The 14,530-nt window shown below is 55.8% G+C and carries 16 protein-coding genes; 12 read left to right on the plus strand and 4 right to left on the minus strand.

Annotated features, from left to right (window positions below):
* Positions 1-6: 6 nt before the first annotated feature.
* From mlaD to ACEYDX_RS03530, 4 genes are all read left to right on the plus strand, one after another.
* Positions 7-522 (plus strand): outer membrane lipid asymmetry maintenance protein MlaD, encoded by a 516-nt coding sequence (mlaD, locus tag ACEYDX_RS03515; protein WP_373740650.1) that lies wholly within the window; start codon positions 7-9, stop codon positions 520-522.
* Positions 523-590: 68 nt separating this feature from the next.
* The gene (locus ACEYDX_RS03520) at positions 591-1,190 is read left to right on the plus strand and encodes a phospholipid-binding protein MlaC (RefSeq protein ID WP_373740651.1); all 600 of its coding nucleotides are present in this window, start codon (positions 591-593) and stop codon (positions 1,188-1,190) included.
* Positions 1,191-1,483: 293 nt separating this feature from the next.
* The gene (locus ACEYDX_RS03525) at positions 1,484-1,759 is read left to right on the plus strand and encodes a lipid asymmetry maintenance protein MlaB (RefSeq protein ID WP_373740715.1); all 276 of its coding nucleotides are present in this window, start codon (positions 1,484-1,486) and stop codon (positions 1,757-1,759) included.
* Positions 1,744-2,583, plus strand: a complete 840-nt coding sequence (locus ACEYDX_RS03530) for a VacJ family lipoprotein (protein ID WP_373740652.1) — start codon at positions 1,744-1,746, stop codon at positions 2,581-2,583. The genes ACEYDX_RS03525 and ACEYDX_RS03530 overlap by 16 nt, the downstream gene beginning before the upstream one ends.
* Positions 2,584-3,353: 770 nt before the next feature.
* Here the strand turns inward: ACEYDX_RS03530 and ACEYDX_RS03535 are convergent.
* From ACEYDX_RS03535 to pyrE, 4 genes are all read right to left on the minus strand, one after another.
* Positions 3,354-3,626: an oxidative damage protection protein gene (locus tag ACEYDX_RS03535; protein ID WP_373740653.1), complete on the minus strand. Its 273-nt coding sequence runs from the start codon at positions 3,624-3,626 to the stop codon at positions 3,354-3,356.
* Between the two features lie 138 nt (positions 3,627-3,764).
* Positions 3,765-5,078 (minus strand): amino-acid N-acetyltransferase, encoded by a 1,314-nt coding sequence (gene argA, locus ACEYDX_RS03540; protein WP_373740654.1) that lies wholly within the window; start codon positions 5,076-5,078, stop codon positions 3,765-3,767.
* A 7-nt stretch (positions 5,079-5,085) separates the two neighbouring features.
* Positions 5,086-5,481 carry an MJ0042-type zinc finger domain-containing protein gene (locus tag ACEYDX_RS03545; protein WP_373740655.1) on the minus strand — a complete coding sequence of 132 codons (396 nt, stop codon included), beginning with the start codon at positions 5,479-5,481 and terminating at the stop codon, positions 5,086-5,088.
* A gap of 168 nt (positions 5,482-5,649) precedes the next feature.
* On the minus strand, positions 5,650-6,306 hold the full coding sequence (pyrE, locus tag ACEYDX_RS03550) for an orotate phosphoribosyltransferase (protein ID WP_373740656.1): 657 nt from the start codon (positions 6,304-6,306) through the stop codon (positions 5,650-5,652).
* 274 nt (positions 6,307-6,580) lie between these two features.
* On the opposite strand from pyrE, the gene ACEYDX_RS03555 reads away from it, so the two are divergent.
* The 8 genes from ACEYDX_RS03555 to ACEYDX_RS03590 all read left to right on the plus strand — a co-directional run bounded on the left by ACEYDX_RS03555 (position 6,581) and on the right by ACEYDX_RS03590 (position 13,795).
* A complete protein-coding gene (locus ACEYDX_RS03555) occupies positions 6,581-7,336 on the plus strand; it encodes a transferrin-binding protein-like solute binding protein (protein WP_373740657.1) in 756 nt (251 codons plus the stop codon).
* 130 nt (positions 7,337-7,466) lie between these two features.
* Positions 7,467-8,243 (plus strand): exodeoxyribonuclease III, encoded by a 777-nt coding sequence (locus ACEYDX_RS03560; protein ID WP_373740658.1) that lies wholly within the window; start codon positions 7,467-7,469, stop codon positions 8,241-8,243.
* 29 nt (positions 8,244-8,272) lie between these two features.
* Positions 8,273-8,800: a hypothetical protein gene (locus tag ACEYDX_RS03565; RefSeq protein WP_373740659.1), complete on the plus strand. Its 528-nt coding sequence runs from the start codon at positions 8,273-8,275 to the stop codon at positions 8,798-8,800.
* 307 nt (positions 8,801-9,107) lie between these two features.
* Positions 9,108-10,478: a diaminobutyrate--2-oxoglutarate transaminase gene (locus ACEYDX_RS03570; RefSeq protein WP_373740660.1), complete on the plus strand. Its 1,371-nt coding sequence runs from the start codon at positions 9,108-9,110 to the stop codon at positions 10,476-10,478.
* Position 10,479: 1 nt separating this feature from the next.
* Positions 10,480-12,012, plus strand: a complete 1,533-nt coding sequence (locus tag ACEYDX_RS03575) for an aspartate aminotransferase family protein (RefSeq protein ID WP_373740661.1) — start codon at positions 10,480-10,482, stop codon at positions 12,010-12,012.
* Between the two features lie 219 nt (positions 12,013-12,231).
* Positions 12,232-12,759, plus strand: a complete 528-nt coding sequence (locus ACEYDX_RS03580; protein WP_373740662.1) for a hypothetical protein — start codon at positions 12,232-12,234, stop codon at positions 12,757-12,759.
* Positions 12,756-13,220: a hypothetical protein gene (locus tag ACEYDX_RS03585; protein ID WP_373740663.1), complete on the plus strand. Its 465-nt coding sequence runs from the start codon at positions 12,756-12,758 to the stop codon at positions 13,218-13,220. The genes ACEYDX_RS03580 and ACEYDX_RS03585 overlap by 4 nt, the downstream gene beginning before the upstream one ends.
* Before the next feature lie 41 nt (positions 13,221-13,261).
* Positions 13,262-13,795, plus strand: coding sequence for an alpha/beta hydrolase (locus ACEYDX_RS03590; protein WP_373740716.1), 534 nt, complete (start codon positions 13,262-13,264; stop codon positions 13,793-13,795).
* Positions 13,796-14,530 lie beyond the last annotated feature (735 nt).

Raw genomic sequence — 14,530 nt, forward strand, 5'->3', positions numbered from 1 at the left:
GTGGACATGAAAAGAAGTGTTTTGGAATTTTGGGTCGGCCTGTTCGTGCTGTTGGGCGCGTGTGCCGTCGGCTTTTTGGCTTTCCGCGCCGCAGGCGGTTCATCCGTGGGCGGCGGTTCGGGGCAGACCTACACCGTTACCGCAGAATTTTCCGACATCGGCGGCCTGAAAGCGAATGCGCCCGTGAAAGCGGCAGGCGTTTTGGTCGGCCGTGTCGGCACGATTCAGCTCGACCCGAAAACTTATCAGGCAAAAGTGAGTCTGAATCTGAACAGCCAATACAAATTCAGCAGCGACGTTTCCGCGCAAATCCTGACCTCCGGCCTGCTGGGCGAACAATACATCGGCCTGCAACAGGGCGGCGACGAGCAGGAACTGGCCGCGGGCGACACCATTTCCGTAACCAGCTCGGCCATGGTGCTGGAAAACCTTATCGGCAAATTCATGACCAGTTTTGCCGAGAAAAACGCAGGTGACGGTTCTGCTCCGCAACCCGCCGAACCCGAAGCCCCCAAACCTTAACCCGTTTTCAGACGGCCGTCTGAAAACCTCATCCGTTTTTATCCCTTATTTAGGAACTAAGGAAAACCATGAAAAAATCTGCATTATTGAGCGCATTGTCCATCGGTATTTTGAGCATCGGCCTGGCCGCCGCATCACCCGCCGACGCCGTCAGCCAAATCCGCCAGAATTCCGTACAGGTGCTCGACATCCTGAAAGAAGCCAAAGGCAGCAACGACGCAGCCGTGCGCCGCAAAGCGGAAAACTATGCCGTTCCGTATTTCGACTTCCAGCGCATGACCGCACTGGCCGTGGGCGCACCGTGGAAACAGGCCTCCGCGGAACAGAAACAGGCTCTGACCAAAGAGTTCCAAGCCCTACTCATCCGCACCTATTCCGGCACCATGCTGAAATTCAAAAACGCCAAAGTCAATGTGAAAGACAACCCGGTCGTGCGTAACGGCGGTAAAGAAGTCATCGTCGGCGTCGACGTAACCGGCAGCGACGGCAAACCCGTCAAAATGGACTTCACCACCTACCAAAGCGGCAGCAAATACCGCGTGTATAACGTAACCGTGGAAGGTGCCAGCCTGGTAACCGTGTACCGCAACCAATTCGGCGAAACCGTGAAAGCCAAAGGCATCGACGGTCTGATTGCCGATTTGAAAGCCAAAAACGGCAGCAAATAAGCCGCCCGCAGGCCGTCTGAAACTTTTTCAGACGGCCTGCGGTTGCCGTGCGACCGGCTTGAAAACGGCCACACTGACACCGCAAAACGGATAGCCAACCAACGATTTAGGCCGGACACCGTTACGGCACCGCCAATCCGATGCTTTCGAGAATATCCGGAAATATCCGGCCGGAACGGTCATACGGTTTCTTGTCCGTTGCCATGTCCGTCCGAATCCTGCAAACCAAACTGCCCGCCCGAAAATCCGGCATGATTTTCCAAACAGCCGAATTCCGCGCCACAGAAAACGCCATGCACAGCGAAACCCGCAACCAAACCCTGTTTCTCAGCGGCGACATTACCGTCAAAACCGTTACCCCGCCGCTGTTCAGGCAATTTGAGCAGCAATGCCGTCTGAAAGACACCGCCGCCCTCGATTTGTCGGGCGTGTCCCGCGCCGATTCGGCCTGCGTCTCGCTGCTCTTGGCCGCATTGCGCCAAAACAGCGGCATCCGCCTGCAAAACCTGCCCGAATCCGTAACCAAACTGGCCGATTTATACGAAATCGACGAATGGGTCAAACCATGAAAACATCCGCCGCCATCATCCTGACCGCAGGCCTGCTCGCCGCCCAACCGGCTCTGGCCGAACGCAACCCTGCCGACCCCTACGAACGCTACAACCGCGTCATGTTCAAGGTCAACGACACCGCCGACCGCTACGTCATGGCACCCGTTGCCCGCGGCTACCGCAAGGTTACCCCCAAACCCGTGCGCACCGGCATCGGCAATTTTTTCAACAACCTGCGCGACGTGGTCAGCTTCGGCAGCAACGTATTGCGGCTTGATGCCAAACGCGCCAGCGAAGATTTCGTACGCGTCGGCATCAACACTACGTTCGGCCTCGGCGGCCTCATCAACATCGCCGATGCCGGCGGCGTGCCCAACAACAAAAACACGTTGGGCGATACCTTCGCATCATGGGGCTGGAAAAACAGCAACTATTTCGTCATGCCCCTGACCGGCCCGTCCACCGTACGCGACGGCGTCGGCACCGCCGTAACCACCGCATTTCCCGTTAAAAACGCCGTATTCGAAACCACAGCAGGACGCTGGGGCAGCACTGCCGTCGGTGCCGTCCAGACCCGCGAAGAACTGCTTGACCTGACCGACAGTCTCGAAGGTGCCGCCATCGACAAATACGCCTACACCCGCGACATCTACATGCGGATGCGTGCCGCCCAAACCGGCGGACGGCTGCCGCAAGGTGCCGACGAAAACATCGACATCGACGAACTGGTCGACAGCGGCGAACCCGCAACCAATGCTCCGATACAGGAAAATGCCCCCGCTCCCGCCACCGAAAGCAATGCAGCGGAAGTATGGGTGCCGATACAGTCATCCGCTCAGTAAAACATCAGGCCGTCTGAAATTTTTCAGACGGCCTGATGTTTATCCCAATCCTAACGTTCGTTCAATGTTTGCCTGTAAAACCCTGCCTTTCAGCAGTTTCAGACAGGCATCCGTTTATCGTTCTCCGTCAAAACAAATACGCCAGGCCGCACCCTGCCCTGCCCGACTCCGCAACGAGCAGGACGTATGCCGGCAAAACCGCCTACAGCCTCTGTCCCATCACACATTGGCCAGCATGCAGCCCTTTCTCATAATTTCTCATCAGTAATACGCAAAATACCGGCACAATCGGGAACAGTCCCATGTCTGACACATCCCGAATCGGCAAGCTTGAGCGACAATCCCGACAATTGATCCGTTTCACGGCAAAGGTCGTCTGAAACGGTTGGCTGTGTTTGGATATTGTGCCGATACTTTGGTTTTCACCATTCCCGAACAGACGGAAATATGGCTTGGATATTTACAAATGCTTGTCTCACATGACAAAGATACCTGACTCCAAACATGGATTCCCGTCTGCGCGGGAATGACAGGAAGTTGGAGAAGTCGGCCTTGCCGGTTGCCAATCAACACAATATCCACACAGCCTTTTCCAATCCGGTAAGCTGTCCATACGGAAATTCAGAACGCGGGAACAGGCAGAATATACGTCTGCATGATTTGCACCCGTTTCGGCAAGTCAGGCCGACCAAAATTGTGCCGTACCGACACACAAAGGCCGTCTGAAAATTTCAGACGGCCTTTACATACCGGTCAAACAATCCAAACAATCAGGCTTCCGGCGGCGTGTAGCCTTGCACTTGATCGGCTCCGTCGCCGAAAAAGTATTGTTCCATCTGCTGGGCAAGGTATTCGCGTGCGCGCGGATCGGCCAGACTCAGGCGGTTTTCGTTGATGAGCATGGTTTGGTGGCGCGTCCATGCCGTCCATGCTTCTTGGGATACGTTTTCAAAAATGCGCTTGCCCAAGGCATTGGGCAGCGGCGGGAATTTCATGCCTTCGGCTTCTTTGCCGAGTTTCACGCAGTGAACCATACGGGTCATGGCGGTTTCCTTGGTTGGTTTTCAGACGGCCTGTATTGTAGCCCAAGGGCGGCAGGCTTGTATATCGGAGCTAGATTTCAGGCCGTCCGAACCCTGTTTTCAGACGGCCTTGTTTAGATTGCGGACTTCGGCGGCAGATTAAAGCCGGTACACAAACACCAGCGAATTGCGGCCGTTTTCATGATATTCGCGGCGGCGCTCTTCGGGCAAATCATCGGGAGAGGCCGTCTGAAAACCGCGCTCGGCAAACCAATCACCCGTATGGGTAGACAGGGCAAACAGGGTTTTGATGCCGATGTTGCGGGCTTTTTGCAGCAGGTGTTCGAGCAGCATTTCGCCGTAACCGCCGTCGCGCGACTGCGGGGAAACGGCAAGGCTGGCGATTTCGGCCGCTTCGGGGTCGGCAAAGGTTTTCAGGGCGGCACAGCCGTAGATGTTGCGGTCGTGTTCGAGCACGGAAAAGCTGTGGATGTGGTTTTCGAGATAATCGCGGCTGCGGCTGCGCAGGATGCCCTGTTCTTCGAGCGGGCGCACCAAAGCCATGATGGCGGGAATATCGCGGCTTCGGGCTTCGCGGATGCTGACGAACGGATCGCGGGCCAGCGATGTGCCCGCCCCCTTGCGGGTAAACAGTTCGCGGATCAGGCTGCCGTCGGCCAAGCCGTTGAGAATGTGGGTACGCTCGACACCTTTTTCGACGGCGTTGACGGCATATTGGAGCAGGCGGCGCTGTTCGGGATGGGCGTTGCCGCTGTCAAGCATTTCGCGTGCTTCAGCGGCGGAAAGCGTGCTTTTCAGACGGCCTTCAGCATCGATGATGCCTTTTTGCCCGATAAGATAAACCAGTTTTTCGGCTTTCAGGGCAACGGCGGCGGCTTCGGCGATGTCGCCCATGCGCAGGTTGAACGTTTTGCCGCTGAGCGAATGCCCGACGGGGCTGATGATTACCAGCGCGCCGCTGTCGAGACGGTTGAGTACGGCTTCGGCATCGATTTTCCGCACCACGCCGGTATAGCCCATATCGATACCGTCGATGATGCCAAGCGGACGGGCGGAAACGAAATTGCCGGCGGCGGTGCTGAGCGGCTTGCTGCGCGGCGCGGCGGCGGGAATGCTGCTGCACAGGGCGGCTTCGATATCGCAGCGCACCATGCCGGCCGCCTGTTTGACAAAATTAAGCGCGGTTTCGTCGGTAATGCGCCGCCCGTTGTGGTAACGGCATTCGGCACCGGCGGCTTCGGCCAATGCGTTGATTTTACTGCGCGAACCGTGCACCAATACAATGCGCACACCCAAGCTGGCGAGCAGGTTCAAATCGGCGGCCAGATTGTTCAGCGCCGCACCTTCGAGCAGGCTGCCGGACACGCCGACCACCAGCGTTTTGCCGCGCAGATAGTTGATATAGGGTGCGGCTTCGCGGAAGTCGCTGACAAAACCGTTATCGGCGTCCATAAACCTCTTAAGACATCAGAATGATATAGAAAAGCTGCATCACCAACACGCCCATGGCGACGAAGCTGGCAACCGTCCAGTTGAAACCGCCCTGCTTTTTCTGCTGCACTTGGGCCTTGAGCGCGGCAACCTTACTGCCGTTATCGAGCAAATCGGCGATTTCGTGGCGGCTTAAAACATTGCGCTCGCGCACCGCCTTGCCCATATCGTGCACCAAGCGCACGTCGGTTACGGCATTGGGTAACGTGGCGCTTTGGAAACGGTCGCCGTTTTTTACCACATGGTCTTTGGCTTTGAACAGCCCTTCGCAATGACTGCAAACCACAAAACCCTGAGCAATGTTAAGCTGGTTGTCTTTCACCCACAGGCGGGTTTTGCAGTGCGGGCAGGAACAGGCTGGCATAATGTGTAATCCGTGTAATGTATTGTGGTATCGGGTTTGGCAGGTCGTCTGAAAACCTTTTTTCAGACGGCCTGACTGCGTTTACAAATTTACAGATATTTTACAGCAGTTTACCGTTCACACAATAACACCTTACGCCCGAATGTATATTTTTGTCGGAAATCCGCATCAGCGGGAATCGTCTGCACTTACCCCGTAACGCTCGCGGTAGGCTTTGACCGGCTCCAGAAAACCGCCGAATTCGGCATTGTTCTGCAACAGCGTGAACAAATCGTCCAGATTGGCAATCGCCACCACGGGCAAACCGTATTGCCGTTCCACTTCCTGCACCGCGCTCAGTTCCCCCGTGCCTTTTTCCATACGGTCGAGCGCAATGGCGACGGCGGCGGGCGTTGCGCCTTCGGCTTCGATCAGCCTTACCGATTCGCGCACCGAAGTGCCTGCGGAAATCACGTCGTCGATAATCAGCACGCGGCCTTTGAGCGGTGCGCCCACCAACACGCCGCCCTCGCCGTGGTCTTTCGCTTCCTTGCGGTTGTAGGCAAACGGCACGTTCACGCCTTTTTCGGCCAGCATCATCGCCGTGGCCGCCGCCAGAATAATGCCTTTGTAGGCCGGGCCGAACAGCATGTCGAACTCGATTTTGCTCTCAATGATGGCCTGCGCGTAAAACCTGGCAAGCTGCAAAGTGGACGCGCCGTCGTTAAACAGGCCGGCATTGAAAAAATAAGGCGACTGCCGCCCTGCTTTGGTGGTGAACTCGCCGAACTTCAACACATTTTGTTCGAGCGCGAATTTGAGAAAATCTTGGCGGAAATCAGACATAACACAGGCTTTCAAAACACATTGATTTAAAAAGGAGATTATAAAGGATAGCCGGAGAAAACCCCAAGGCCGTCTGAAAACACTTTTTTCAGACGGCCTTGGGTATCGACGAACAAACTGTTTTATCATACCGTTTATCTTAAATAATAACCGAATATCATGATTTTTATTATGCCTATGGAATTTATCAGATAATAAATAACGGTATAGAAATCGGATGTTTATTATTTCAATCGATGTCCGTTTTATTTTAAAACAAACATAAAGGAACAAAATGAAACCTTATTTGGCATTAGTGTGTGTAGCGGTATTGGCTGCCTGTGGCAGCGGAGGCGGCAGCAGTGCGCCGGCAACACAGTCGACACCGACCAACCCGTCCAATCAAAGTTCATCCAATACGGCCACACCGCAAAACACTTCGGGCAAACAGTTTTACAGCTGGAAGGACAGCAAGGCCGATGCCGTAACCTTCGACAGCAGCAACATCAAAAAAATCAAAGTCGATGGCGTGGATATCGACTTGGCAACCATCGGCGGCGGCTCTTTCAACAATGATTGGAGCGGCAATTTCGGCGGCATCCGTTCCGGCAACGCCAACGCTCCTGCCGGTGTAAGTGCTTGGCTGGTATATAACCAATCCGACAATCTGGCTGCAGGCGTGTTAACCCGAGATGGTAACAACCATGCGTTCTACAACGGTAAATTTACCGATGCCGCCGAAATGCCTGCATCAGGCCAGGCCGTGTATAACGCCGGTGTCGTGCAGTTTAACGGCGTTGGCAGCCAAACTTTGGGCAGCAGCCGGTTTACTGCCGATTTCGGTGCGAAAAAAGTAACCGCCGATATTTCGCGTGATGCCCATTACGGCGGCAACATTGCCATCAACGCCGACATCAGCGGCAGCAAATTCGCTTCCGCCGCAGGTGCGGCAACACAAGTCGAAGGCGGCTTTTTCGGCAAAAATGCAGCCGAAATCGGCGGTATTTTCAAAGCGGGCGACACCGTGGGTGCGTTTGCAGGCAAACAATAATATTTGCCGTAAACCGTTTTTTAAAACAGGAACAGGCCGTCTGAAAGGTTTCAGACGGCCTGTTTTTCAGGAAAATCGAAGCCTTTCAACTTCTGCTACAATCGCGTTTTCTTTTTTCTAATCACACACCATGCTCAAAATCATCTCTGCCAACGTCAACGGCATCCGTTCCGCCTATAAAAAAGGATTTCTCGAATACATCGCCGCTTCGGGCGCGGACATTGTCTGCGTGCAGGAATTGAAGGCGCAGGAAGCTGATTTGGACGACACCATGAAAAACCCACACGGTATGCACGGGCATTGGCATTGCGCGGAAAAACGCGGTTACAGCGGCGTGGCGGTGTACAGCAGGCAAAAGCCCGACAATGTGCAATACGGTATGGGCATCGAAGAATTCGACCGCGAGGGACGTTTCGTGCGCTGCGATTTCGGTAATCTGAGCGTGATTTCGCTGTACCTGCCCAGCGGCACCAGCGCACCGGAACGTCAGGAATTGAAATACCGTTTTCTCGACGCGTTTTACCCCATGCTGGACGCGATGAAAGCCGAAGGCCGCGATATTGTGGTGTGCGGCGACTGGAATATTGCCCACCAAAACATCGACATCAAAAACTGGAAAGGCAACCAAAAAAATTCGGGCTTTCTGCCCGAAGAACGCGCGTGGATAGGCAAAGTCATCAACGAATTGGGTTGGGTGGATTTGTGGCGCACGCTTTACCCCGAAATCGCGGGCTACACTTGGTGGAGCAACCGCGGCCAGGCCTATGCAAAAGACGTGGGGTGGCGGATTGACTATCAAATGGTGACGCCCGATTTGGCCACCAAAGCCGTGTCCGCGCATGTTTACAAAGACGAAAAATTCTCCGACCACGCGCCTTTGGTAGCGGAATATGATTATAGAGTTTGAGGCCGTCTGAAAAATATTGGAAACGTTCGATGACTGCCGAAACCTTTTCTTACCGCCGTGCTGTTGTCCGCATCATGGTTTTTTCGCTGGCATATGCGGTTTTATTCGGACTGCTGATGGCTTGGGGCGGCACAGTGATGGACAACTTGGGCTGCGGTGCGCTCAACAGCGGCAGACCCGCCGACGAATGCGAACAGATGGCACAGGAAGGGTTTCCGATGTCGCGGCAGGTATTCGGCGGTATGGCGGCAAGCGTTATCGTGCCGACGCTGATCAGTTGCGCCGTGATTGTTTGGCGCCGTTGGGCCGGAAGTCCACTGAAAATCATGATGCTGCCGGTAGTGCAGTTTGCCGTTGCCTTGATTGCAGGTGGCGTGTTTTTTCTTGCAACTTCAGGCGAAACGGGGATAGTGGGCAACATGGTTTCAATGGCAGGATTATTTTTTGTTGCCTCGTTTCCGCAATGGGTATTGGGCATGATTCATCTGCTTGCCGTGGAAACTGCTCATCCGCCTAAAAAGCAGGGAAACCGCCAACCCTTCCGTTTGAAACAATAGCGCACCACAGCGCAGGCCGTCTGAAAACCGATAGGGAAAAAATCGAGTAATAACTTGAAAAATACTTTCCTTTTTTAAAAAAAAGAGTATCATGCGCTCTCTTGCCAGTACGCTACGGGTCGGTTTTCCGATTCCGGGCGTTCTTTCTTTTCTAAGACCGCGTACTGCATGGGGTGCGCAGCTTTGTGCTGTTAGCACCCGTTGTGGGGGTTTTGCCGAGGGCGAAACCTGTTCTTCAGGGTTGCTTTTCCCTTTCTTTTTTTCTTTCACGCAACCCGCTAACCCTTATCCGAGATGGTAATCCGATATGAGCGTTACTCCTGTAAATCCCATTCCCAATGCAACCAACGAGCATTACTTAACCCGTCAGAACGAGATGGAATCCAACGTGCGCAGTTATCCGCGCAAGCTGCCTTTGGCGATTGCCAAAGCGCAGGGATGTTGGATAACCGATGTCGAGGGCAACGAATACCTCGACTGTCTGGCCGGTGCAGGTACATTGGCTTTGGGACACAACCACCCAGCCGTTATCCGCGCGCTTCAAGACACTTTGGCCAGCGGCCTGCCTCTGCACACTTTAGACATCACCACGCCGTTGAAAGACGCGTTTTCCGAAGCCCTGCTGGCGCATTTTCCGGGCGGCAAAGAAAACTACCGCCTGCAGTTCACCGGCCCGACCGGAGCGGACGCGACCGAAGCGGCGGTCAAACTGGCGAAAACATTCACCGGACGCGGCAACGTCATCAGTTTTTCCGGCGGCTACCACGGCATGACGCAGGGTGCGCTGGCGCTCACGGGCAATCTGGGCGCGAAAAACGCGGTGCAGAATATGATGCCGGGCGTGCAGTTTCTGCCGTATCCGCACGAATACCGCTGTCCGCTGGGCATCGGCGGCGAGGCGGGCGTTGACGCGCTGACTTATTATTTTGAAAACTTCATCGAAGACGTGGAAAGCGGCGTGGTCAAACCTGCTGCCGTGATTTTGGAAGCGATTCAGGGCGAAGGCGGCGTGGTGGCCGGCCCGGCCAAATGGCTGCAAAAAATCCGCGAAGTTACCGCCAAACACGGCATCGTGATGATTGTGGATGAAGTTCAGGCAGGCTTCTGCCGTTCGGGCAGAATGTTCGCCTTCCAACACGCGGACATCGATCCGGACATCGTGATTATGTCGAAAGCGGTCGGCGGCAGCCTGCCGCTGGCAGTGTTGGCGATTAAGAAAGAATTCGACGCATGGCAACCTGCGGGGCATACCGGCACGTTCCGCGGCAACCAGTTGGCGATGGCTGCGGGATTGGCCTCCCTGCGCGTGATGCGCGAACAGGATTTGGCGGGCAATGCGAAAGCGCGCGGCGACTTTATCCAAGCCGAACTGAAAAAGCTGGCGCAGGAATTCCCCTGCATCGGCAACGTGCGCGGCCGCGGCCTGATGATCGGCATCGAAATCGTCGATGAACGCCTGCCCGCCGACCGCATGGGTTCTCTGCCGGCCGATGCCGTGTTGGCGGCGGAAATCCAAAAAGCCTGTTTCTCCAATAAATTATTGCTGGAGCGCGGCGGCCGCAACGGCACCGTCGTGCGTATCCTCGCGCCGCTGATTATTACGGAAGACGAGTGCGCGGAATTTATCAAACGCTTCCGCTTATCCGTAGCCGATGCGCTGAAAACGGTAAGGGGCTGATATGGTTGATTTTCCCGAACACAAACGCGCGCTGCTCTGCAATGATGTGCAGTCGGTCGCCGATTATCAGGTGGCGATGGACAGCGCGGTGAAAGCCGTTTCCGATTGGCTGCGCAGCGAAAAAATGTACACGGGCGGCAGCATCAAAGATTTGCGCGCCAAAATCGCCTTCATGCCGTCTGAAAACGGCATGGGGCTTCAGACGGCCTTGACGCGTTTGGTCGGGCTGTTTCTCGCCAACAGCCTGAAGGTGCACCACCCGCATTCGCTGGCGCACCTGCATTGCCCGACGATGGTCGCTTCGCAGGCGGCGGAAGTGCTGATTAACGCCGCCAACCAGTCGATGGACTCGTGGGACCAAAGCCCCGCCGGTTCGCTGATGGAGGTGCAGATGATTGAATGGCTGCGGCAGAAAGCAGGCTACGGCAAAGGCGCGGCGGGCGTGTTCACATCGGGCGGCACGCAGTCCAACCTGATGGGGCTGCTGCTCGCGCGCGACGCCTGCATCGCCAAACACTGGAAAAATTCAGACGGCCTCGAATGGAGCGTGCAGCGCGACGGCCTGCCGCCCGATGCGCTGCAAAAAGTGAAAATCGTCTGCTCGGAAAACGCGCATTTCTCGGTGCAGAAAAACATGGCCATGCTGGGCATGGGTTTCCAATCCGTCGTTACCGTGCCCGTCGATGCAGACGAACAGATGGACGTTGCCGCGCTGGAAAAAACGCTGGCCGGTTTGGCCGCGCAGGACAAACTCGCCGCCTGCATCGTCGCCACCGCGGGAACAACCGATGCCGGCGCCATCGACCCCCTGCCCGAAATCCGCAAACTGGCCGACCGCTTCGGCGCATGGCTGCATCTGGATGCCGCATGGGGCGGCGCCCTGCTGCTGTCGAACGGGTTCCGCCACATGATAAACGGCATCGAATCCGCCGACTCGATAACGCTCGATTTCCACAAACACTTTTTCCAAAGCATTTCCTGCGGCGCATTCCTGCTCAAAAACGAAGCCGACTACCGCTTCATGCACTACGAAGCCGAATACCTCAACTCCGCCTACGACGCCGAACACGGCGTGCCGAACCTGGTATCCAAATCGCTGCAGACCACCCGCCGCTTCGACGCGCTGAAACTCTGGCTCACCATCGAAGCGCTCGGCGAAAAACAGTACGGCGCGATGATAGACCACGGCGTGCACCTCACGCGCCAAGTGGCGCAGCACATCAAAAACACCGAAGGTTTGGAACTGCTGGTCGAACCGCAGTTCGCATCGGTACTGTTCCGCGTCAACCCGCAGGGCTACCCGCCGCAGTTCGTCGACAGCCTGAACCAGAACGTCGCCGACGAACTGTTCGCCCGCGGCGAAGCCAACATCGGCGTAACCAAAGTGCGCGGCATACAGTCGCTGAAAATGACCACCCTCAGCCCGATTGCCACGCCGGAAAGCGTGCAAACCCTGCTGGATGCCGTACTGGCCGAGGCGGAGCGGATTAAAGATGCGATTGCGGCGGGAACGTATGTGCCGCCGATTGATTGAAACGCATTGACCGGAATATAAAAGTGCCGTAAAAGGCCGTCTGAAAACCTTTTCAGACGGCCTTTTAACGTATACTGTCAAAAATGCGGAGTACCCGTAACGGATAAACCCGGGCAGTGGTACAAATCCGCCCTACCACCGAACCAAGCCCGGCCGCCGGCATCCGTGCCGAATCTCGGGCAGTACGGCCCAGACACCCACAAACCCAACCGGAACACCATGAAAAAAACCATCCTGACCCTGCTGTGCCTGTACACTTCCGCCGCCCTTGCCGCACCCTCCCCCGTCGGCAGATACGATGGAGAATCCAAAGATCCCAACTCGGGTTCGACGTCGCTCCACATCCGCCCGAACGGAAAATTCATCATCGGCGCTTATGCCACGCTGATTGTCGGCAAATGGGAGCAGCAAGGCAGATACCTGATTCTGCGCCCCCACAACCTCCCGCAGTTTTCCGTGTACGGCCGTACCGATCCGTCCCTTAAAAAAGAAGCCCGATTGCGGTTTACAGGCGATTTGAGAGGCTTACTGATCGGCAGTAATCTCGGTGCCATGTATCCATACGGAGACGACCGTTGCCCCGACAACACCATCCTGCATAAAAAAACCGATACGCTGCTGTTGGCCGCAACCGATGACGAACTGGAAAGCTCTGCGAAACCGAAAGCCGCATACCGTTTCGATACCGGACAAGCCAATGATTTGGTTGTCCATTATCAGCACGCCATTATCCGGAATGGCGGATGATTATTACCGCCAAAGGCCTCCGCCAAGAAAACCGATACGACAGAGACAATTTGGGTATGCTGCAACGCGCCCAGGGAGAAGGCAATCCTGAAGAGGAACAGTTTATCGACAGCATCGATGCTTCAGGTTGGCCGGAAACACCCCCAAATATCCTGTTCAATGCCGCAGGCAACTATTTTCGTTGGAACCAAACAAACCGGACAACCGCACAGCAAGCCGAAGAGGAAATAGAAGATATTATTCCCGGTTTACCGATTAACCCCGCCGACTACCGCTTCAACGCCGCCGACAACACCTACCGCCGCATCAAACCGCAAGGCAGCGCGGCTGGCGATGATTACGATACATACCACAATGCCGACACGCTCTATCCTTACCGCCTCATCCCTGCCGAATCCTTGTCCCGCCACGGTCTGCGCACGGCGGCAGGCAGATTCGGCAAATGCGGCAAAAAAGCATAAGGCCGTCTGAAAACCCTACCGAACCCATCCGAACCGACACCATGCAAACCCACGAACTCGAAGACCTGACTTTATTTTTAATCCGCGATGCCGACGAACCCGAAATGTGGATAGACCGCTGGGCGGTCAGCTACCCGACCGTGCGCCTGGCCGAAGTATCCGCGCGGCAGGACATTGCCGCATGGCAGCGCACGGTTCAGACGGCCTTCGACGGCATCCCGAACCGCAATATTGCCGTAGTCGCCCACGGCGCGGGCGTTTCGGGTTGGCTGGCCTGGCTGTACACCGCCGACATCAACGCGCAAAAACGGATCCGCAACATGATTCTGGTGTCGCCGCTGCAAGACGCGTTCCCCGACGATGCCGTGCACACGCTGCAACGCGTGCGCTGCCATTGCCGTACCGCGCTGGTGGTCGGGGAAAACGACGGCCAATGCCCGCAGCCGTGGGCGCAGGAAAAAGCGGATTTGTGGAACGCACGGCTGCTGGTTGCGCCGCAGCAAGGCCGTCTGAACGGCGCGCTCGGCGGCTGGCAGTGGGGCATGAAACTGATGCAGGAAATGTTGTTGTCTTGAAAAACCGTGCATAAAACCGCCCGACTTAAAGGCCGTCTGAAAAACTTTTCAGACGGCCTTTAAGTCGGGCGGATGATTTGTCGGGCCACCCCCGTTATTCCGAGATCGCGCCCATCATTACCTATGTATGAGTGCCCTCCACGATGTACCAAACCGTACCCCCCGTTATTCCCACGTCGGCGGAAGTCCAGATCTATGAACCCTGATACACACCGTCGGCGCATACCATCCGTCATTAGCTTACGCACGTCCGCTACGCTCTCCCCAGCGCAGGCCGGAATCCAAGCCTGCAATGTTCGGCCAACAATGTTTCCGAACAGATGCCGCAATCCATCCTGATGCCCATCCGAACAGCCAACGCAGCTTATTTTTTACCGTGGATTCCTGCCTACGCGCGGGGGAGCGTAGCGGACTTGCGTAAGCTAATGACGGGTGAAGGTTTCAGACGGCCTGTCTGCCTGTACCGCAATGTTTACCGTGGTTCGGCTGCGGTACGTTGGCAGACGGCCTTATCCTGTTTCAAACATCATGCGGCATTTCGTACCGCACCGTCATTCCCGCGCAGGCGGGAATCCAGACCTGCAATGTTCAGCCAACAATGTTTCCGAACAGATGCCGCAATCCATCCTGATGCCCATCCGAACAGCCAACGCAGCTTATTTTTTACCGTGGATTCCTCTCTACGCGCGGGGAAGCGTAACGGACTTGCGTAAGCTGATGACGCGAAGGTTTCAG

This window comes from Neisseria sp., assembly GCF_041804105.1.
Taxonomy (GTDB): domain Bacteria; phylum Pseudomonadota; class Gammaproteobacteria; order Burkholderiales; family Neisseriaceae; genus Neisseria.